The 21,219-nt window shown below is 37.6% G+C and carries 19 protein-coding genes; 1 reads left to right on the top strand and 18 read right to left on the bottom strand.

What is annotated here, in order from left to right:
• Positions 1-65: 65 nt before the first annotated feature.
• The 12 genes from N7548_RS02650 to N7548_RS02595 form a co-directional block, all read right to left on the bottom strand.
• Entirely contained in the window at positions 66-1,052 is a 987-nt protein-coding gene (locus tag N7548_RS02650) for a chorismate synthase (protein WP_263607871.1), read from the bottom strand.
• A complete protein-coding gene (locus N7548_RS02645; protein ID WP_263607870.1) occupies positions 1,049-1,840 on the bottom strand; it encodes a shikimate dehydrogenase family protein in 792 nt (263 codons plus the stop codon). Before N7548_RS02645 ends, N7548_RS02650 begins: the two co-directional genes overlap by 4 nt.
• Complete coding sequence (locus N7548_RS02640) at positions 1,833-2,102, bottom strand: chorismate mutase (protein ID WP_263607869.1); 270 nt, start codon at positions 2,100-2,102, stop codon at positions 1,833-1,835. The genes N7548_RS02645 and N7548_RS02640 overlap by 8 nt, the downstream gene beginning before the upstream one ends.
• Positions 2,095-3,357: a 3-phosphoshikimate 1-carboxyvinyltransferase gene (gene aroA / locus N7548_RS02635; RefSeq protein WP_263607868.1), complete on the bottom strand. Its 1,263-nt coding sequence runs from the start codon at positions 3,355-3,357 to the stop codon at positions 2,095-2,097. The genes N7548_RS02640 and aroA overlap by 8 nt, the downstream gene beginning before the upstream one ends.
• Positions 3,326-4,369 (bottom strand): 3-dehydroquinate synthase, encoded by a 1,044-nt coding sequence (aroB, locus tag N7548_RS02630; protein ID WP_263607867.1) that lies wholly within the window; start codon positions 4,367-4,369, stop codon positions 3,326-3,328. The genes aroA and aroB overlap by 32 nt, the downstream gene beginning before the upstream one ends.
• Positions 4,369-5,187, bottom strand: coding sequence for a prephenate dehydrogenase (locus N7548_RS02625; protein ID WP_263607865.1), 819 nt, complete (start codon positions 5,185-5,187; stop codon positions 4,369-4,371). The genes aroB and N7548_RS02625 overlap by 1 nt, the downstream gene beginning before the upstream one ends.
• A complete protein-coding gene (gene aroF / locus N7548_RS02620) occupies positions 5,184-6,206 on the bottom strand; it encodes a 3-deoxy-7-phosphoheptulonate synthase (protein WP_263607864.1) in 1,023 nt (340 codons plus the stop codon). The genes N7548_RS02625 and aroF overlap by 4 nt, the downstream gene beginning before the upstream one ends.
• A 222-nt stretch (positions 6,207-6,428) precedes the next feature.
• Positions 6,429-7,322 carry a prenyltransferase/squalene oxidase repeat-containing protein gene (locus N7548_RS02615; RefSeq protein ID WP_263607863.1) on the bottom strand — a complete coding sequence of 298 codons (894 nt, stop codon included), beginning with the start codon at positions 7,320-7,322 and terminating at the stop codon, positions 6,429-6,431.
• 26 nt (positions 7,323-7,348) lie between these two features.
• Positions 7,349-7,816 carry a large conductance mechanosensitive channel protein MscL gene (gene mscL, locus N7548_RS02610; RefSeq protein ID WP_263607862.1) on the bottom strand — a complete coding sequence of 156 codons (468 nt, stop codon included), beginning with the start codon at positions 7,814-7,816 and terminating at the stop codon, positions 7,349-7,351.
• 8 nt (positions 7,817-7,824) lie between these two features.
• Entirely contained in the window at positions 7,825-8,463 is a 639-nt protein-coding gene (locus tag N7548_RS02605) for an HAD family hydrolase (protein WP_263607861.1), read from the bottom strand.
• Positions 8,464-8,606: 143 nt separating this feature from the next.
• Positions 8,607-9,053, bottom strand: coding sequence for a 23S rRNA (pseudouridine(1915)-N(3))-methyltransferase RlmH (gene rlmH / locus N7548_RS02600; RefSeq protein ID WP_263607860.1), 447 nt, complete (start codon positions 9,051-9,053; stop codon positions 8,607-8,609).
• Positions 9,050-9,832, bottom strand: coding sequence for an MBL fold metallo-hydrolase (locus tag N7548_RS02595; protein ID WP_263607859.1), 783 nt, complete (start codon positions 9,830-9,832; stop codon positions 9,050-9,052). The genes rlmH and N7548_RS02595 overlap by 4 nt, the downstream gene beginning before the upstream one ends.
• A 163-nt stretch (positions 9,833-9,995) precedes the next feature.
• Between N7548_RS02595 and N7548_RS02590 the strand changes: the two genes are divergently transcribed.
• Positions 9,996-12,812, top strand: coding sequence for a hypothetical protein (locus tag N7548_RS02590; RefSeq protein ID WP_263607858.1), 2,817 nt, complete (start codon positions 9,996-9,998; stop codon positions 12,810-12,812).
• Positions 12,813-12,926: 114 nt separating this feature from the next.
• Here the strand turns inward: N7548_RS02590 and N7548_RS02585 are convergent, their stop codons facing one another.
• From N7548_RS02585 to N7548_RS02560, 6 genes are all read right to left on the bottom strand, one after another.
• A complete protein-coding gene (locus tag N7548_RS02585; protein ID WP_263607856.1) occupies positions 12,927-13,826 on the bottom strand; it encodes an HD domain-containing protein in 900 nt (299 codons plus the stop codon).
• Position 13,827: 1 nt separating this feature from the next.
• On the bottom strand, positions 13,828-15,909 hold the full coding sequence (pulA, locus tag N7548_RS02580; protein WP_263607855.1) for a type I pullulanase: 2,082 nt from the start codon (positions 15,907-15,909) through the stop codon (positions 13,828-13,830).
• Complete coding sequence (locus tag N7548_RS02575) at positions 15,899-17,059, bottom strand: CCA tRNA nucleotidyltransferase (protein ID WP_263607853.1); 1,161 nt, start codon at positions 17,057-17,059, stop codon at positions 15,899-15,901. Before N7548_RS02575 ends, pulA begins: the two co-directional genes overlap by 11 nt.
• 57 nt (positions 17,060-17,116) lie before the next feature.
• Positions 17,117-18,493 (bottom strand): hemolysin family protein, encoded by a 1,377-nt coding sequence (locus N7548_RS02570; protein ID WP_263607851.1) that lies wholly within the window; start codon positions 18,491-18,493, stop codon positions 17,117-17,119.
• A gap of 105 nt (positions 18,494-18,598) precedes the next feature.
• Positions 18,599-20,035: a sodium/glutamate symporter family protein gene (locus N7548_RS02565; RefSeq protein ID WP_263607849.1), complete on the bottom strand. Its 1,437-nt coding sequence runs from the start codon at positions 20,033-20,035 to the stop codon at positions 18,599-18,601.
• The gene (locus tag N7548_RS02560; protein WP_263607847.1) at positions 20,019-21,209 is read right to left on the bottom strand and encodes a lysophospholipid acyltransferase family protein; all 1,191 of its coding nucleotides are present in this window, start codon (positions 21,207-21,209) and stop codon (positions 20,019-20,021) included. The genes N7548_RS02565 and N7548_RS02560 overlap by 17 nt, the downstream gene beginning before the upstream one ends.
• Positions 21,210-21,219: the final 10 nt, after the last annotated feature.

The following is a 21,219-nucleotide window of genomic DNA, read 5'->3' as shown; positions in this document are numbered from 1 at the left end:
TTGGATTCACCTAAATTCATGTGATTCTTAATAATGATACCAATATAATTATAACAAAAAAGGGATTACTCCCTTGATTTTTTTTGAAGATATAAATCAGCTAAAGCAATCGCAATCGCATTTTCAATGACGACCACAGCCCGTCTAGCAATACAAGCATCGTGACGACCTTCGATTTGAAGTGTTTGGATAGTTTTAGATTCAAAGTCAAATGTATCTTGTTTTAGGAAAATGCTGGATGCTGGTTTAACGAATACCCTAACAACCAATGTGTTCCCATTGGTGATACCACCATTGAGTCCACCATTGTGATTGGTTTTGGTTGTTCCAGATTCATCGATGATTTGATCATTGAATTGTGACCCCTTAAGTTCAATACCTTTAAAGCCTACACCAAATTCAATCCCTTTAATGGCCGGTACTGAAAATACCATATGAGCAATTTTCGACTCGACCGAATCAAAGAAAGGTTCGCCAATACCAACTTCAAGACCATTCACATTTACTTCAACGATACCACCAACGGAATCAAAACTTTCGGAGATTTCTTTTAGATACTCATCCAAACCGTTCATATCTGTTAAGTCACCGACTTGAACCAATTTAGATTCAAAGTTCGCTTTTAACAACATTTTCGCAAAAGACCCTGCAGCGACAATGCCTGTCGTTAGTCTGCCGGAGAAATGTCCACCACCACGTTGATCAGCATAGCCTTTATACTTAATAAAACTGGTAAAATCGGCGTGACCTGGACGCGGTTGTTTTAACAGGTTTTGATAGTCTTCACTTCTTGTATTCTTATTTTGAAATTGAATATGAATGGGTGCCCCTGTCGTGTAACCACGATAAACACCCGATAAAATGTTCGGTTCATCCGCCTCGATACGTTTGGTCGTTCCAACCGCACCTGCTTTTCTTCTATTCAAGTCCGATAGTAACAATGCTTCATCCACAAGAATACCAGGTGTCATGCCATCGATGACAATGCCAACGGCCTTACCATGAGATTCTCCATATATATTTACTGAAAATAGTGTACCGAAATGGTTCATGAATGCATCTCCTCTACCAACGCGTCAAACGCTTCTTTGGATTCATCAATGACACGGTCAAGCCAAATAGCTTGGGCTTTCATGGCTTGTCCAACCAACATGGTTGCACCACCGATACCGAAACTAGCGGTTTTCATAAGTGCGGTTTCTTTGGGATTATAGATTAGGTCGATAGCAACAACTGTCTTTTGTGCAATCGACTTGGATACTGGCATTTGATCCCCTCTAGGTGACGTGCCAATGGGTGTGGTGTTCACCATGATGTCTATTTGGGGTACAATATCCAACACTTCATAATTCGCTACCAATTGAAATTGGTCTTTGATGCGTTCTTTATCTCTAGAGACCACCACTGGTTTTGCACCTAAACTTTTAAGGGCATAATTCACGGCTTTAGCAGCGCCACCAGATCCTAAGATATATGACACTTTGCCTTTGGGGTTAACATGATATAAATTCAACAGTTTGATGAAACCATAGTAATCCGTATTATCACCGACTAACTCATTATCGATCATATACAAGGTATTCACAGCACCAATTTCTTTTGCTGTATCTGTAAGACGATCACAATACCTCATGACGGATTCTTTATAGGGTATGGTAACATTGAGTCCTTTGATGGAGCCTTGACGCAATTGATTCAGTCTAGCAACCACATCGAGTTCTGTTTCACAATCATAAATGTCATATACTAAACGATAACCATTCATGCGAGCGATACCTTCATGAATTTTCTTTGATAACGAATAACTGATGTTTCTACCAATGAGTCCAAATCTATTCATAATGATCCTCCTGAAACTTTCGTGATATCTCTAGAATAGAATTTAAAAACTGAACATAGTACAGTTCAAGTGCCTTGGAATCAAAACGACTGACATTTCTCTCAATCATGGATGATTCGCGTATTGTGTCTAGAACGGGTAGATGATTATCCTTCTTATAAGACAATACATCTTGAACAGCTTGCATTCTCAGCTTAAACAGTTCTGCCAATTGTCGATCAATGTCATCTATTTTAATACGTGCTTGTTCTAGTTTATTCATAAGAGATTACCCCTTTCAGTTTAACATAATCTTCGAAAAAAGTGGGATAGGATTTATTAATGGCTTCCGCCCCAGTGATACGTATAGGTCCATCTGTTTTGATGGCGGCTATGGATAAAGCCATCACGATACGATGATCATTCCATGAATATAAGTTCATATTTGATTTGAAGTTTTTAACACCCTCGATAATCATGCCATCCTTAGTCTCACTAATCTTCGCACCAAGTTTATTTAGCTCAGTTGTGATGGCTGTAATACGGTCAGATTCCTTAATTCTGAGTCTTGAAGCATTAATTATATGTGATGTGCCTTCCGATAAAGCGCATAGCACGGCCATTATCGGTCCTATATCTGGACATTGTGATAAGTCAATCACTCTACCGTAGGTTATACCTGTTATTGGCTTAATGGTGCCATTTTCATAAAATATGTCAGCGCCCATCATTTTTGCAATATTTAGAATTTTTTCGTCCGCTTGCTGGGTGTTTTGCTCAATTTTGGATAGTGTGATATTTGCACCTAAAATTCCTGCGACAATGTGGAATGCAGCTTGTGAAAAATCACCTGATACTTCAAACGTTTTTTCGCAATATTTTTGATTTCCCTTGATAAAATATCCGTTTTCAATTTCTTCAATTTTAACGCCGAACTGACTTTGGATTGATATCGTCATATCGACATAATCCTTTGATTCAAGAGGTGTCGATAAGATCAGTTTTGAGTCACTTTTTAGTAGGGGTAAAGCGTATAGTAAACCAGTCACAAATTGACTAGAAATGTTACCTGAAATTGTGTACTCACCAGGTACCATTTTGCCCTTTATTTTAATGGGTAAATTTTCACCAAATTGGGTATATTCGATGCCCATTTGATCAAATACCTTTAAATACTCAGAAATGGGTCTTTTTCGTAGCCCAGACTTGCCATCAAAGGTAACTTCAGCTTCCGACAAAAGTGCAACTGGTACTAAGAATCTTAAACTAGAACCAGACTCATTTGCGAATAAAATTTCTGTTGGTTTTTGAATACCATTGGATTCAACAACAATTCCTTCAGGTGTCTTTTCAATCTTAACACCCAACGCTCTAAGCATATTGATTGTTGCTTCTGTGTCTTCGGATTCAAGTGGTCTCTTGATGAGACTTCTTCCTTCTGCAAGCGCGGCTGCAATCAATGCGCGATGTGTAATGGATTTGCTAGGAACGACTTCAAGCGTGCCTTCACTTAGAGGCTTGTGAATGATAACATTCATATAGAGCCTCCTTTGATACTGGTTGAATGACTGGTTTTCCTATGTCAGTGATGAAGATCATTTTTAACTCACCATGTGTGTTCTTTTTATCATAGAATACATCGTCTATCAATGTTACTGGATCCGATTTCAATAGACCTAAGTCATATTTTTCAAGAATCATCCTTAAATCTTTTTGAATATGTTTAGGTGTGATACCTAGTTTTTCGCCAATATGGACTGCCATTAACATGCCTTCTGCAACTGCGAACCCATGTGCGATTTCATAATTACTTTGTTTCTCTAGGGCATGACCAAACGTATGTCCGAAATTTAGAAACATTCGCTCGTTTAAGTCGAACTCATCTTTGAGTACTACGTTTCTTTTCACTAAAATCGCTCTTTCAATCATTTCTAGCGTTTTTATTTGGCCTTTGAATAATTTCTCTTGTAAAACGACATCCCCGATATAAGCTGATTTTATCACTTCAGCCATCCCATTTTTGTATTCAAAATTTGGTAATGTTCTTAAAAAATCTGGATCGATAATGACAAGCTTTGGTTGATAAAATGTACCAATCATATTTTTTCCTTTATGGCTATTTATAGCGGTTTTCCCGCCAACCGATGAGTCTACTTGTGCTAATAATGTGGTAGGAATTTGTATGTATGGTACACCTCTATACATAGTAGAGGCTACGAAACCCACCAAATCACCAATGACACCACCACCAAATGCAATCAACAAGTCTGAACGCTTCATATCTTGTTCCATCAAAGTATCGATAACAGATTCATAAATGGCCAATGATTTTGCCTGTTCTCCTGGAGCAACCACGACAAATGAGACGTTAAACTCTGCCAATAACGACTTGAGTGTATTAGCGTAGAACTTGTATACATTTTCATCTGTTACGATAAAAACTTTTTGTCCTTTATAGATATTTTTAATTTCATATGGCAACTGTAAAATCGCTTTGTGGTCTAATAATATGTCATATGATTGTTTTTCTAAACTCATTTGTATTCTCATTAGAAACCACTCCTTTTTTTGGTAGATTGAATGAACAAGTTTGCTAGAGATACTTTGTCATTATCGTTAAGCGCTTGTTTGATTTTGTCTAGCTCACGTTCAAACTTCTCTATTTCATCAATCAATATGGTCTTATTCTCAAAAAAGAGCTCTGTCCATAAAACTTCATTGATCATAGCGATTCTGGTTAAATCACGAAATGAATCCCCAGTGAAGCTTGAAGTCTCTTCATATGCATCACTATTCACCAAAGCTACCGCCATGGCATGTGGTAACTGAGAAGTGAATCCGATGAGTTGATCGTGACGTTTAGGATCAATGATGGTTATTTTCTTAAATGCCAAATCTCTACCGAGTTGTTTTATAACTTCAATACTCTCTAAAGTTGAATGTGCAGAAGGTGTAATCAAGAAGTTTGCACCTTTGAACATATTGCAGTCCGCTCGTTCTATCCCTCTGGTTTCTCTACCAGCCATTGGGTGGTGAGATACATAGGACACACCCTTTGGTAATATAGCCTCTATCTGAGGAATCATTTCTACTTTGGTACCTGCAACGTCCGTAATGATATGACCAGGTTTCAATAAATGTTTGTGTTCATTTAAAAACGTTACATTGAGTTGTGGATAGAAACCTAAAATAACCACTTCACAAAGTGGTAGGTATTTTAGTCCTGCATCTTTAATATAGCCTCTTTCAATAGCAATCAATTCGGATTCTTTGGTTCTGTTGTACCCATATACTTCATACCCTTTTTGGGTTAACCCTTCAGCGTAACTTCCCCCAATGAGGCCTAATCCCGCAATGAAGATTTTCATTTTATTTTTTTGTCGAGGACATCAGAGAGCTTATTAAGTTCTTTCATCATGTGGTCAAACTTTTCAAGCTTAAGTGATTGTGCCCCATCGCTCATGGCGTGTTCAGGATCTGGGTGTACTTCTACAATGAGTCCATCCGCACCTACTGCGTAACTCGCCATCGATAATTTTTCAATCATGGAGTATTTACCAGCTGCGTGTGAAGGGTCAATGATGACTGGTAAATGTGATAATTCTTTAATTGCGAGTACGGCACTGATATCTAAAGTATTACGGGTATATTTTTCAAATGTGCGTATCCCACGTTCACACAAGATGACATTCTCATTGCCTGAAGCCATGATGTATTCCGCACTCATTAACCATTCTTCGATGGTTGCTGATAGACCACGTTTCAATAGAATTGGTTTTTTGGTTCTCGCACCTAGTTGTTTTAGCAGGTGGAAGTTTTGCATGTTGCGTGCACCAAGTTGGTAAATATCGACATATGGTTCAAATGCTTCAATCATATCTTCACTCATGATTTCAGAGACAACCGCTAAGTCATATTTGTCGGCTACTTCACGCATGATTTTTAAACCTTCTAGTCCCATCCCTTGGAAAGCATATGGACTGGTTCTAGGCTTGAATGCTCCACCACGCAAAATGGTGGCACCGGATGCTTTGACCGCTTTTGCAATTTCATCGGTGTTTTCAAAAGACTCTATTGAACATGGTCCTGCCATAACGACAAATTGATCACCACCAATAAATATGTTTTCTCTAACTTTGATGATGGTGTCTTCTCTCTTAAATGATCGGCTAGCCAATTTATAAGGGGTCGAAACTCGTGTGACTTGGAAGACACCTTCGAATGCTTCTAAGTCAGTTGGATTTAAACTCTTGGTATCCCCAATGATCCCAAACACTATATTCGTGTCTGAAGACGCATCCTTAATACCAAAGCCTTTGGATACTAAAAAATCAGAAATACGTTTAAACTGCTCTTTTGTTGCTTGGGGTTTCATTTGTACAATCATGGTTGTTCTCTCCTTTAAAAAATAAAAAATCCTTAGGAATGTCCTAAGGATAAGAAGTTCATCAATTAGCACATTTCCTATTATGTTCACCAATAAAAAGGAATGTGTTTGCATTCCTTTAAATATAATAATAGTAATAGGAAAATCTAATTTGAGTCGTTTGCATATAAATCAAGCCTTCTTTTTGAAAATATATTATCACAGAAATGCTTCAAATACAATCTATTTTTGAATATGTGAGATGTACGATAAGAATTTATTAATTAATATACCATGCCATTTGATGGATTGGATTTCGAAGGTATCTTCATCTTTGTACCATTGCCATGAAGGTTCCCAATAGTTGTTCTTTAGTGTTCTCTTTAAATAATCCACCGATGCTGATAGGATAGTCGGATCAATACCATAGTTGTCATCGTCTAGAGGGAAATCAAAAGGCATGGTCGCATACCCTTTCCATTGGTCAACAGGATCTATAGATTCTTGTATTTCTTTAAATAATTTCTCTTTGAATGCACCTAAGAGCTCACACTGAGGTTCTACTTCTTTGAGTGCATGGTATAGTCTAGCAAGAACAGCCAAATCATGTTTCTCATGACATGGTTCATTCAAATATCGTTTTAAATGTTGAATGGCTTGTGTCAGAGCAGTTTTATATCCATTGGTGGATTTATTTGCAAGTAATAATGTGGATCCTAAAATACTGCCAGTCGGATTAATGGTCTGTTTTTTGTTTGGGTCATGCATCCACCATATCGCACATGGGAAATCATTGTTGGATGGTACCGTGGATGGCCAATAATCATTTTCAAGTGTTTTTAACAAGTATTTAAAAGCACGATTAATGAGATCCTTGGTGTACTCATCTAGGTTATCATCTCGAAAGCCAACATCACATAAAATTTCAAGAGCAACCGATGTTTGAAATGGTGAAGAATTGGGATTGGTTGAATCCGGTTCTAGTCCGTGCCCAAAACCACCATCCTTGTTTTGGAAAATTGATAACGCATATGCAACCATTTCTCTTTCATCACCTTCAAACAAAGTGTTGAAAATAGCTACTTCAAGGTCTCTACCTTGGTCATATACTTTTTGTTTAAAAAGATTTTTATCCATATAAACTCCCTCTATGAAAAAAGCACTTACTTCGTGCTATTTTTCTTTAATAAGTCTCTGATTTCTTCTAATAATAGGATATCCTCAGGTCTTACAACCGGTTGAGGATTATCTTTTGCTTCTTTTTCTTTTCGAATACGTTCTTCTTCAGCAAGACGTTCTTTTCTAGCTTGACCTTTTACGATTTGAACGACAACAATATAAATGAATAAGGCAATCAACAAGAATTCAAATGTCACTTGAATAAAGTTACCATATTTAACTGTCGCATAAATTGGATCACCTGTAATCGCGTCGGTTCCGATTTGTCTAACACGCCAAACCAAGTCTTTAAAATCAGCTTCGCCTAATAATGCAGCAATCAACGGGAATAAAATGTCATTGATGACAGATGTGACAATCTTACCAAACGCGGTTGCCATGATGACCCCAACAGCCAAATCCAATACATTACCTCTACTGATAAACGTTTTAAAACCCTTAATGAATTTCATAGGAAAACTCACCCCTTTATAACATTAATTATATCACTAATTTCATAAATAATTCTTTCATTTACAGTTCTTAAGCGTGCTTCAGATTGATGTCCACCAGTATACAATAATACTTTTACACCCAATGCCTTCGCTACTTCGGCATCATGAATGGTATCACCTACATAAAGACAGGAGTTAGGGTCAATCCCCGTTTCTTTCATCAGTTGAATGCCACGTTCAATTTTGCCTTGACCTTTGATATTATCGGTACCAATAATATAATCAAAATACTGGAAGATATTTAAAATCTTAGTTTGTTCAATCAAGTTATCTGTTTGTGAAGCCGATAAAATAATGTTTTTTAACCCCATTTGGATGCTGGCTTGTAAGGTTTCGATGACACCTTTATGAATTTGACATTCAAAACTGGCCGGTTGATATCTTTCAATGAAAAACTGACTCATTTGATCGAAAGACCAAGAATCAAAAGTTAATCCCGCTTGAATATAGTAATCTTTGATTGGAAAACCAAATACATGCTTATAGGCAGGCACATCAAGTTTGGGTTTGTTTTGTTTTTCTAACATCACATTTAATAAATCTAGGCATAGTTCTAAGTCATCTAAGATGGTACCATTAAAATCCCAGATTAGATATTTATACATTTTTTCTCACCTTTCATTAAAATTATATAATATGCTTTTTTATTATTTTTATCCGTATTTTTATATGCATAATATATAATGATTTTTACCTTTTTACATAGTAAAGACAGTTTTCTATAAATAAAACCACTGTACTGTGGTTTCTATTTGTGATAAGGATGATTCTTCAAAATTTGAAACCCACGATAGATTTGTTCAACAAGAATGAGACGCATCAATTGGTGAGGAAATGTCATCTTTGAGAACGATAATAAGTAATTGCATCGTTGATAAACGGCTTCGCTAAATCCATATGAACCACCAATGATGAAAGTCAAATCCTTTTTATCGTAGGTCATCCATCGATCGAGCTTATCTGCGAATTGCTCGGAGGACAACATGTCACCTTTGATTGCCAGACCAATAACGAAATCATTTGGATTCACTTTAGAAAGAATTCGCTTCTCCTCAATTACCATTCCACTCGATTCTTTTTCATCCTGAACTTCAACTATTTCAAAAGGATAGGGCATTTGTTTGACATAGTCTTGAATAGCGTCTTTTAGATAGGTTTGTTTCATTTTTCCGACACAAATCAACGTTAATTTCATAATTCAATCACCTCAAGCGGTGTTTGAGATGCATAATATACCTTTAAAGTATCGAAAGACTTTTGGTTTGCTTTAAATACAGTTTGATAGGTTGATCTAATTTTGTCAATGGTATTACATTCATCTGAAATGTGTGCCATGATGACACCTTTAGTTCTTGGTCCAATCATTTTTGACAAATAGTAGGCAGAGTCTTCATTTGATAAATGACCACGTTCGGTTAAAATTCTATGGATGGTTGGATACGGACGATTAGAGTTTTTCAACATCACTGGGTCATGGTTGGCTTCAAAATAATAAAAGTCACAATTGGTTAATGGTTCAATTAAACCTTCCCTGATGTAGCCTGTGTCGGTAACATATCCTAATTTGATGTTTTTAGTTTCGAAAATAAACCCCAAAGGTTCAGCCGCATCGTGTGATAACGGAATGGGTGTAATGGTTAAACTGCCAATACTGAATGGAGAAAATGCCTCAATAATACGTACCTTATCTGCAAACTTGTCATTTTCGAGGTATTTCATCGACTTTGCTGTACCAAATGAAGTGTATATCGGTACATTTATATTATTAAATAGGGTTTCCATTCCTCTGATATGATCGATATGCTCATGCGTGACCAGTACATGGGTTAAATGTAGGGCACTTAAATTCTCACTTAACAAGGCGTTGCTTAATTTCTTAAAGCTAATGCCTGCATCGACCAATATTCTTAAATTTTCATGTTCAATATAAGTGGCATTTCCACTGGAACCACTTGCGATAGAATAGAGTCTCAAAATATCACCAAAATCATTATAACATGAAGGCTTACCTAATTACCTAATATTTCATATTAAAGGTTTTGTGTGAGATTGTGAAAACACATAAAAACGATTGCAAACCCCATATATGTGTGTTATATTAATAGTGCTTGTGATTAAAATTCAAGGAGTGAACATTGTGAATAAAACTAATCTCATTAAGAAATTAGCTGCTTTAGTCCTACTTACGACTTTTGCAGTTACGCTTGCCGCATGCGGTAGCGACTCATTATCCACCCCTTACGGTAGCCTTGGAAGCACGGTCTATCTAAGTGGAGACGGGTATAGCATCACTGAAAAACAATTGTATCAAGAAATGCGTTTAAGTAGTTCTTCAGTCTTAGTCGAAATGATTGAAAAAACCTTATATGCTGACGAATTAGCAATGATCGAAGCAAACCCTGCAACTTATGCTGAAGATTTATTAAATTTTGCTAATGAAGCAATTTTCGGTACTTCTGATATGGAAGAATTGAAGGATTTAGATTCGAAAACAATTAGCACAAAAGTGAAATCATTCGTGGATTCATTCTATCTAGCTAACGCGACTGTAACTGAAGGCGATATCGATGTTGTTGATTTCGAAAACCACAGCGCAGCTATTCTAGATTACTATAAACTTAACGTTGCTAAAAAGATTTATGCAAGAGAAATCTTATTAGAAGAAGTTGAAGATAAAGATTCTTCAAGCTACATCGACATCGACGAAGATTTAGCTACATACTTCGATAACAGCGTTAAAAACAATTACGATGTGAGTGCAATCACCATTCGTTTCGTAAACCTTAATGAAGCAAACGCGACATTACGTAGATTTAACTTAAAGGCTTACAGAAGCCAATTATATGTACTCCAAGACCCAAGAGTAAGTGTGGTAACTGGACGTGCAGCAACTGCATTATCTGACCTAGGTATCGCAAATACAGGTTCGATTAGCGAAGCAGATTATCGTAAGTTCTACGACAAATACTCCATCAATCCAGATGCAGGTTCTGATTCCGATGTAGCATTAACTCAAGATGAAACCCTTGTAAAATTCTTAGAAATTTACAACTACATTTACAGTTTCCGTGATCCAGTAAATACAAACTACACTGTTGATAGCATTCTAGCTGATTTGGACAATGTTCCATTTACAAAAGCATACGAAGACTTCACAAACACAAGCCTACGTACTTATATTTACAACACACTTGGAACTGCTGAAGGTGAAACCAGATTTACAGCAAGCCCACGTTTAAGCGGTTCTAACTATTTCTTAGTTTATAAGCTTAAAGACCATAACGAAGCCGTTCTTGAATGGATGGATGAAGATGAAGAATTCATCGTTTATAACGAAGCTGGTCAATTAACTGCTAAAGCAGAAGAAATTTATGATGAAGTGTTCGATGCAAAATTAACCACTTCTTATATTTCTACAAAAGCTACTGAAAGATTAAATGAAGCTGATGTTGTCATTTATGACGAATTGGTTCAATTATACTTAGCACAAAGCTTCAGTGAAGTTAAATTAGCTTCTAAGTCCAGTAAGACTTTAATCGCTAAAGTGAATGATACTGAAATTACTGTTGATGCATTCTATGCACAACTTGAAAAGAGACTTGGTGTTTCTGTAGCAATCGATATGGCTATTCGTCAAACACTTAAGGCTTCTGATTATGTAGATACTATTACCGATGAAAAGATGGATGAATATCGTAAGAATATTGAAACCATCATCAAGCAATTTGGTCAAGACTACTACGCATCCTCTGGTTATCCAGCATCGATGGGTAGAAAGAACTTCTTAATGTTAGCATTCCGCGCAACTTCTATCGATGAAGCCATTCAAAACGTATATGTTGCAGCTGCATTAGAAGATGCTTACCTCAAAGACCTTGAAGCACAATATGGTGACTCTATTTATCAAACATTAGCAGATTATGCGAACCGTTTAAGAGAACAATATTTCTCATTATCTTCTTCACACTTACTAGTTTATGTTGATATGGATGAAAATGACAGCCCGGATGATCCAGCTGAATACTTCGACACATTAGATGCACAAGAATTGGCTGACTTCCAAGCTCTATTGGTAGAATTCATGGTTACCATTCATGACAAAGCATTGACATACTCTTCAATCTCTACTGGTTTAAATGCCATCGTTGAAGAATACAATACTGCTGGTAGAATTGCACCACAATCTTGTACAGTTCCACCACTAGATGTTACCCCTGAATGCAAATGGTCAGAATACAAATCTGCAGGTCTAAACCTCAAGTTTGAAAACTTATCAGCAATCACAAACTCAACAAATACAATTGGTTCAACATCGAAGCTTGACGATGCATTCTATGCAGGTGCTAAAGAAATTTATGCACAAGTTAAAGCTGAATATGACGCAAACAACAGTTTCCCTAGCCAATGGTTACAATCCTCCCCTGCAGACTACACACAAGTCTTAGAAACTGCATTCGGATGGCATTTAATCTTAGCAACCGGTGGTTCAGTATCCAGCAGTGCACAATTCACAGCTGATGATGACTCCAAAGCGAACGATAGTGATGAATACATGATTTACGAACACATCGAATATACCGATGCAGCTGGTGAAAAATATTACCTAAATGCATACAGTGATTCTGATGCAATCTCTGCAAATCAAGTTCAAATTTATCTAAATGAAGTGGATTCTGAATATGGTGTTGAAAACTTACCATCCAATGTTTCTTCAGCAATCACTGCCTATTTCGCACCAGTCTATGCGAAGTATACTGGGTCACAAAACCAATTAAACCTTCTTTATAGATTGTTAGATTCAACCAACTATAACTTTGCTTCTGCAGAAAACAATGTAAAAGCTGAAAGATTAGTTGAAATCAACCAAGACCAATTCTTCTCTTATGTATTTGACAATGTCGAATTCAATGAAGTTTATGGTGACTGGTGGACAAGTTTCCCACATCAAAACTAATTACTGATGTAAAAGAGGACCTCAACAGTCCTCTTTTTTTCGATATTTAGATACTATTTATTACTATAAAAAATGAAAAAACAGCTAGTGATATTGATTCACTAACTGTTTTTACTATAGTTTGGTTTTATAAAATCGAGTCTTATCCAGTACGGCGATGCCTTGGGTGAAATCCCCTGGTTGGGTTTTTTCAAGTTCTTCGCCAAGTACTGTGAATTTAGAATCAATGGTATCGATGTACCAGATGAGCATGGCTTCTGCGGTAGCTGGTTTGCGTGCAGCGCCGAAATTAGGTAAACCATGATGAGATAACAAGATATGATTTAAAACCAATACAGCTTCTTCCTTCTCATAACCCAATGTTTTAGCGGTTTCTGCGACTTTGATAGAGGCCATCACCAAATGGCCAATCAATTGACCTTCTAAGGTGTATTCGCCGCCTTCAAACCCATTCAATTCATCCACCTTACAAATGTCATGTAAGAGGATTCCGCTATATAATAGGTCTTTGTTTAAATACGGATAGATGTCTGCGAATTGTTTCGCTGTATCCAACATCACTTTGGTATGATACGCTAACCCACCGATATAGGCGTGATGGAAACGTACCGCCGCTGGGAACATGAAAAAACTATGTTCGTATTGTTTGAAAATCGCTTTTGTGATATCGCTCAAAACTTTGTTTTCAATCGCGTTCATATAGCTATGGATACTATCGCGTAATACTTTCATGTCCACAGGTGCGTATTCATAAAAGTTACGAAGTTCTTCTTTGAGTTGAACAGGGTCTTGGATGTATTCAAAAATACCCACAAAGGATAACACTTTGAATTGTTCTTTCTCATCTTTTAAGTAAGATTCCACTTCAAAATGATAGGTTTTACCCAACTCAATTTTTCTTGCTTGTTCATCGGTTAACTTTAAATTTTTTTTATCGCCATTCACCAAGGTGACATTGATATTTTGAAAGTCCGAACCGACATTCATATTGTCTACTTTTGCATTAAATTCCATGTTAGTTCTCCTTTACGAAAATATACGCGCCTGGTTGTTTTACAACATAGGAAGTCACGACTTCATCCACCTTGTTATGACCGTTAAAAATGACTTTATAGCCTTCACCTACCGGTAATAGCTCATCGATATAGTTATTTTTGAAAAACACGCGGATGGTCTGATTAAGACCGTTCAAAGTGAATGAAACTGTGGAGGTTTGAACGCTTTGTTCAGCAATTCGAATCGATTGCTTGATGTCTGCGACTTGTCTCAATCGGAAGACTTTATAAGTCTTGCGAATCTCGATCAGATCCTTAACCGTTTGAACCAAATCTAAATGCTTTTCACGCAATGTCCAATCGACTTGATTGATAGCGTCTGGTGATTTATATGAGTTCTCTACCCCTTGTTTGGTTCTCAAGAATTCTTGTCCTGCATGGATGAATGGCACCCCTTGTGATAACAAGATAAAGCTGAGTCCTAAACGGGCATAATCTTTGATTTCTGCGTCGGTAAAGTTCGGATTCAATACTTTAGCACGATCATAGAACGTATGGTTATCATGACATTCAATATAATTGATGGATTGATTTGGATTGAAGAAACGGTATTGATCGACCGCGCTACCTGTAAACAGATAGAATAAGTCAGCATTGGATACCTTTCCACCCATCGCGAACCCGAGTGTGGATGAGAATGTACCACCCTTAATGGCTTCTCTAAATGCGTCATTGAAATGTGCAATGAATGGCATGAATTGTTGATTGCCCATGTGTGCACGTTTTTCAGGTGGTAACGTATTGGCCATGTTCCAACCTTCGCCGTAGACGAATGCCGCTGGGTCAATCGAGCGTACCAGACTATCGACCTTATTCATCGTTTCGATGTCAAGTAGTCCCATTAAGTCAAATCTAAAGCCATCGATATGGTAGGTATTCATCCACCATTTGATGGAATTTAAAATGAATTTTTGCATCATAGGGCGTTCCGATGCGATGTCATTTCCACAACCGGAAACTTCGGTGCGAATGCCTTTGTCATCAAAACGGAAAAAATAGCCTGGAACCAATTTTTCAAATGGGAAAGTCCCCATGTTAAATACGTGGTTATACACCACATCCATGTTCACACGTAGACCTTTACCATGAAGGGTATCCACAACTTCACGAAGTTCATTGATACGTTCATATGGATCATCGGGATTGGCTGAGAACCAACCTTCTGGTACATTGTATTGAGAAGGGTTATAGCCCCAGTTATAAAGTTCATTCTTCTTAATTTCGTCCGTGCCTTCGAAATCGTATACAGGCATCAATTGGACGTGGGTTATACCCAAGTCGACCATATGTTGAACACCTTCATTTGGTAGGTCTTCAATAAATCCTCGGTATAAACCCTTTTGGGTAGCCTTAGAAGAACTACCTATGGTGAAATCACGAATCGATGTTTCATATAGAACCGCATCCACTTTTCGGCCAGAAAACTCTGGTTTTGCATGTTTAAATGCATAGAATTTATCCGGATTGACCACGTAGTTATACGTGCCATTCGCTGAAGAGGCGATTGCATATGGGTCTGTGGTCGTTTTAAATATTTCATTGACTCTAACTTTGTATCTATATTTATAGCCTTCGAGATTACCGAAAATAGTCACTGACCAAATACCCAGTTCTTGATATCTCAAATCGATGAATTGTTTGATACCTTTGAGTTCAATGAGTTCGAGTTCCACTTCTTTTGCAACAGGTGTCCATAGTTTAAAAGTAGTTTGACTTTCGCTATAGGTTACCCCTAAATCATCACCATCATAATCATACATCATGTCAAATAATTCGGTACGTACGATTTGTCCTGTTCTTAAGAATGATTGGTTTCTCGATTCATCGAAAACCATATAGTTTTGATTGAGGAAAATCGTATCGTTGATGGCACAAGAATATTTGGTTTCAGCGCCGATGTTTTGCATTTTAACAATCGTTAAAGCAATCTTTTGAACGCCGCTCTCGAGGATAAATTTTTTGTGATCATTATCGATGGGTTTTGGCACCATGATGGTGACTAAGTTAAACCCGTCTAGGTAAGAAAAGAAATCACTTTTCATGCTTTACCTCTTTCTGTAAGACATACGCCTTTAGCGCTTCGTAGTCATTTTGAACACGGTTTTCAAGGACTGCGATGACCATGTCATCAATGGCTTTGGATACCCAAGCCCCTTGTTTTTTATTGGTGATACTGATGAGGTCTGAACCTCTCAGTTTTAAATCTAACGCACTCTTGATGGGCAGTTGTTGGAAACGTTCTTCAAGCGCTCGTTTTTGATTGGATGATTTGCCCAATAGGAAAGACACTTTATTCGTAAGTAAGGCGATTTCTAACCCTTGGGTGAATAAATCTACATTCGATAATGGCTGGTTTCGATTCACCAATTCAACCACTTTTTCATATTTTAATCTCGCGATATTGGAAAATTTCCAAGCCGATGGAACGGAGCCATTCAAGCTAAAACATAACCCAAAGAATGCGTCAATGAATAAAGGTTCTTTCATGTTTTCAACGACAAATCGAATGCCTTTATCGAGTCCTGGTAAGACGGTTGAAATCCCAGAGGTATCCAAGGTCTTCAGTGCGTTCAACTGATGTGGCTCTTTTAAGAGTTTAATCAGCTCGGTAAATACGCGTTCATTTGGTAAATTCAAGATTAAATCCTTGTTTTTAGCCATGCTTAAACGGGTTTCCTTTTCAATTTGGAACCCTAGTTTTGATTGGAAATAAGCTGCTCTTAATATGCGTAAACTATCTTCTTGAAAACGTTCATCGGGGTTGCCGATGGCACGTATAATTTTCAATCTTAGGTCTTCTTTTCCACCCACATAATCGAAGATTTGATAGGCGTCATTCATTGCCAAACCATTGATCGTAAAGTCACGTCTTTTCACGTCTTCTTCGATGGTTTGTACAGGTATCACTTCATCTGGATGGCGATTGTCTAAATAATTACCATCACGACGATAGGTGGTTATTTCAATTTTTAATTTGTCTTTCTGAATGCTTACGGTACCATATGGCAAGCCAGTTGGCTTCGCTTTTGTGATGTCCATTACTTTGTATGGATTCGCAGCGGTTGCGATATCAACATCATTGGTTTCACGTTTTAATAAGAAATCACGAACACAGCCGCCGACAAAAAAGGCTTCGAAATTTTGTTTTTTTAAGGCTCGTATTACATAGAGGGATTGCTTGATAGCGTCCATTATTATCACCTGTTTTATTATATCATAATAACCCTGATAAACGAGAAAAAAACAGTCTTAATTAGACTGTTCTTCGATGTTTTCTTCATTATCTTCAGTTTTCGGTATGATCGTGATGATCACTTGATCGATTCGTTTATCATCCATCTTGTCGACTTTTAGAGTCACATGGTCGATTTCAACGGTAATATTGTCCTTCACATCTGGGATATACCCAATGTGTGAAAGGATAAATCCAGCAATGGTTTCATACGAATCATCCTCAGGAATTTGCGTATTTAAGGCTTCATTCACCTCTTCAACCGATAGTAGGCCGTTTACTAAATAACGATTAGGTTCGATTTCTTTGATGTCGGATATATCTTCATCATACTCATCATAAATGTCCCCCATAACTTCTTCGATGAGGTCTTCAATGGTAACAATCCCTTGGAATCCGCCGTATTCATCGACAAGAATACCCATATAAGATTTAGCCGCTTGAAGTTCCTTAAATAAGGCATCAATTTTCTTTCTAGCTGGGACAAAATAGGGTTTATTGAGGATTTTTTTCAAATCGACGTTTTCAAAACCGACGCGACGTGCTTCTCTAAATACGTCTTTGATGTATATCACACCGATGATGTCGTCTGGTGAGTCATCATAAACAGGGATACGAGAGTAGTTTTCCTGAATCATTTCATCGATGGTGTGTTCATTGAATTCATTGATATCTATCATATAAACTTCGGTTCTTGGTGTCATGATTTCAACGGCTGTGATGTCATTAAATTCGAGTACGGAAGAGATCATTTCTTGTTCGTCTTCATTGATGGTGCCATGTTCGGTACCCGATTCAATCAACGATATGATTTCTTCTTCGGATACTTTATCAAGATCTTCATGATAGTGAATTTTGAACAGTTTCAAGATACCCTTAGAAAACAACACCACTAACCCGAATAGGGGTCTAAACAAAGCGACATTGAACTCAATAAAGCCAATAAAACGGATGCTTAAATGTTCGTTATATTTGATACCAACTTTTCTTGGTACGATATAGCCAAAAATGAGTACGACCACAATCCAAACAAAGGTCAACAATACAATAGCGAGCAGATGATAGGTTGGGGTAGCAAGAAATTGAATATTTTCAGGGAATCGTCCTTCTAAATTCATCCAATTGGATAACCCTGAAATCAAATTATCAATCCAATAAAAACCCAAAATAATCGTACCAAAAATAGCGAATACTTGATAACCGATGTGTAAAATCGATAAAGATTCGTCGTCGTCTGAGAGTTTGATGACACGTTTTGCTTTTGAAGAGCCGTCATCAGCGAGTGATTTTAATTTAGTTTTATTTACCGATTCAATGGCAATCTCAAAAAGGGAGAGCATTGAGCTCAGCATCAATAATACAACCAATAATAAAATTATCAGCGGTAGTTCCATAGTGTGTTAAATCTCCAATCTTGATAGAGATTATAGCATTTTTATCGTACTAAGTCAAAAAAATCCAACAATTATGATTTATTTATGTGCAAAAAGAAGGCAAAACTATGCCTTCTTCTTTAATGAGTGCTTTTTAAATAGGAATCCAGCGAAACCTGCGAACAGGATTGTTAAGATTACCAATGAGATGATGGCTTGTGTAATACCCTGTGGGGCATAGGACGCAAGTAACAATATTGGTAAGCCAAATAAGATGGCTGTGGTGGTACCTGTAACCAAATCGGTTGCTGCTGGGGTTCTATAATAAGGGTCAACTTCTCTTAGTAAAGCAATCCCTGTTGAAGCTGTACCCGTCAATGTACCATACATCGCTGAGAACCCTTCGAGTGGGTATTGTTTGTAAACGCGTTTGGTCAAATGGTGTAAGTAGAACATCGTGATCGCACCACCCACACTTGAAATTAATAGGAACGCAATCCAAATATTATTTTGAGATAAATCTTCCATATTGATCGCGGTGATGGATGCGACTACCATGAGGTCAAATACAACACCTGCGATGCGGTTCAACATAAAGTTGTTCGGATATTGTCTGGTCATCCAACCTACTTTTCTCAAGTAGACAAAAAACTTTTTAGCTAATAAAGCGATAACCATACCAAAGATGAAGTTAAAGCCCCAAATTAAGGAGTTTAACATGCGATAGGTGGTCTCATTGAGCGCAACCAATCTTGATAATCCAAACATCGTTAATAAGGTTAATCCGTATACTGTCACAATTAAAGCGATTTGGACGGTTAATTTATCAATCGATTCTGCCACCGGAATTTCATCGGGTGCACTGATTTCTTGAATCGATGTCATTTGTGGTGCACGTTCTTCACCAGTGACACGTTTCTTTTGAACACGGTTCAGATAGAATACCCCACCAATCGCAGCCCAAATAAAGCCCATCGATGCCATGGCTAAGCCGTAAGATTGTCCACCCACAAAGCCGTTTGGATCAAAGGCTTCATAGATGATACCAAAGTTATTTGCTTGTCCTGGGCCTTGTCCAAACCCAAATGGTAATAGAATACCCGTAGCAAGTCCTGGTCCGGACTTAAATGCTGGCATGAATGTATAGGCGAACAACAAAGTCATACCAATCCCAATCACCCCTTGTAAAAGGTAGGTGGAGACGATGACCATCCCATTATAATACGCATGGGAACGGTTGGTTTTAATCTCTAATTTTTCATTGACCTTTAAACCCATCGCGATGAAGCCAAGGGCCAAAGTATGGTATGTTACTAAGTTTAAGAATTGATTGAATTTATCGACAAAATCGACGGGTAAAGTCCCACCGTTTGACAGTGGTCTAAAGACGACTTCTTTTAAAACTAAACCCAATAAACCTGCAATTACTGCGGTTGGTAATAATGATTTTTTGAATAGCGGTATTTTACGTCTGATGACATTGCCAATCAGCAATAACACCGAGAGAATGAGGAAATAAATGATGGCCCCCCAAGTAGCGAAAGACTCATAGTTCTGAATCATAATTTAGAACCCTCCTTTGATATGTTTTCGCAAACATCACGTATTTTAATGCGTTGAATCGTTCATCACCGACAAAGAAATAGGTTTTAACCAGTTCTTTGTGGTAAACGATGAGTGTGTGTGAGTATTGTACTGCCGGCATAATATCTTGATATAACCAAGTCTGAACTTCACCGTTGATGGTGAACGTGAAACGGTCGGTATACAATACCATGTGTGTATCAGACAAGGGGATTTGTTTTCTTTTCAATAATTCATAGGCTTTCGCATCTTCTTCGAAGAGCGGTGTCTCAACCCGCTGATCAATTAAAGTTTCGACGACTTTGACCTGATGGTCATACCATAAAATGGTATTTGGATAATGCTTTGTCGGTCCAATATTCTCAATCAATCCATAGTGATTCATTCGGTAATGTAAGTCCGAACCTTTTTCGAAAATATCGTCTTTATCGGAATAAATGGTTCCAATCTTGTCTGTAACTGGGGATACGAAAAACGCCCTTTCGATGTATTCTGCGTAGTGTTTACCGCGGAATCTTCGCGGGTTAGCTGCTTGCATATCCAAGTCATTTACGGACAATTGTTCAACCACGAATTGATAGATTTCATCGTTGGTTAAATCCTTATATTCGTCATAGGTCCATGTGGTTTTAACATAACCACGCATTTTCCCACGTCGGTTGTGAACTGCCCATCTTGGACTGGTGAGGTACCCACCTTCTAAACGATAAAACAATACCGGTAGTTTTAATAGTTTGATCAATTTTGATATCGAATAAGGCATGTACATGATTCGACCGGAAAAGGTTCGATTGCCTTCAGGGAATATCCCGATAGACCCTCCTGAACGAGCCACTTTAATCATGTTTTTTACGGTTTCAGTATCGGCTTTATATTTAGCCTTAGGAATGGGTTGGACCAAATACGATAGAACCTTGGATATCACCGGAATCGAAAATAACATGTCGGATGCGACAAAGTAGATGGGTTCTCTAAAACTCATAGCCAACAATATTGGGTCCCAGTTAACCGTATGGTTCCCCAAGATTAAATAAGGTCCCTTTGCTGACCCTTTGTATTTTCTGCCGATAAATCGATACCTAAACCAAACAATAATTCTAAACACTGGTCTTAAAAGCGTGTATAATAAAACATGTCGAAATCTCTTTTTCATGGGATTACCT

It is taken from the genome of Paracholeplasma manati (assembly GCF_025742995.1).
Lineage (GTDB): Bacteria > Bacillota_I > Bacilli_A > Acholeplasmatales > UBA5453 > Paracholeplasma > Paracholeplasma manati.
The sequence above is the reverse complement of the archived record's forward strand: the minus strand, read 5'-3'. Positions and strand labels throughout refer to the sequence as shown.

Bases quoted from the DNA above. Each gene is read 5' to 3' on its own strand.
- N7548_RS02625 (WP_263607865.1), bottom strand. From the start codon at position 5,187: ATGAAAATCTTCATTGCGGGATTAGGCCTCATTGGGGGAAGTTACGCT.
- N7548_RS02605 (WP_263607861.1), bottom strand. From the start codon at position 8,463: ATGTATAAATATCTAATCTGGGATTTTAATGGTACCATCTTAGATGAC.
- N7548_RS02565 (WP_263607849.1), bottom strand. From the start codon at position 20,035: ATGATTCAGAACTATGAGTCTTTCGCTACTTGGGGGGCCATCATTTAT.
- aroA (WP_263607868.1), bottom strand. From the start codon at position 3,357: ATGAATGTTATCATTCACAAGCCTCTAAGTGAAGGCACGCTTGAAGTC.
- mscL (WP_263607862.1), bottom strand. From the start codon at position 7,816: ATGAAATTCATTAAGGGTTTTAAAACGTTTATCAGTAGAGGTAATGTA.
- N7548_RS02575 (WP_263607853.1), bottom strand. From the start codon at position 17,059: ATGGACGCTATCAAGCAATCCCTCTATGTAATACGAGCCTTAAAAAAA.
- N7548_RS02560 (WP_263607847.1), bottom strand. From the start codon at position 21,209: ATGAAAAAGAGATTTCGACATGTTTTATTATACACGCTTTTAAGACCA.
- N7548_RS02615 (WP_263607863.1), bottom strand. From the start codon at position 7,322: ATGGATAAAAATCTTTTTAAACAAAAAGTATATGACCAAGGTAGAGAC.
- rlmH (WP_263607860.1), bottom strand. From the start codon at position 9,053: ATGAAATTAACGTTGATTTGTGTCGGAAAAATGAAACAAACCTATCTA.
- pulA (WP_263607855.1), bottom strand. From the start codon at position 15,909: ATGAAAAGTGATTTCTTTTCTTACCTAGACGGGTTTAACTTAGTCACC.
- aroB (WP_263607867.1), bottom strand. From the start codon at position 4,369: ATGAGAATACAAATGAGTTTAGAAAAACAATCATATGACATATTATTA.
- N7548_RS02645 (WP_263607870.1), bottom strand. From the start codon at position 1,840: ATGAATAGATTTGGACTCATTGGTAGAAACATCAGTTATTCGTTATCA.
- N7548_RS02650 (WP_263607871.1), bottom strand. From the start codon at position 1,052: ATGAACCATTTCGGTACACTATTTTCAGTAAATATATATGGAGAATCT.
- N7548_RS02640 (WP_263607869.1), bottom strand. From the start codon at position 2,102: ATGAATAAACTAGAACAAGCACGTATTAAAATAGATGACATTGATCGA.
- aroF (WP_263607864.1), bottom strand. From the start codon at position 6,206: ATGATTGTACAAATGAAACCCCAAGCAACAAAAGAGCAGTTTAAACGT.
- N7548_RS02585 (WP_263607856.1), bottom strand. From the start codon at position 13,826: ATGGAATTTAATGCAAAAGTAGACAATATGAATGTCGGTTCGGACTTT.
- N7548_RS02570 (WP_263607851.1), bottom strand. From the start codon at position 18,493: ATGGAACTACCGCTGATAATTTTATTATTGGTTGTATTATTGATGCTG.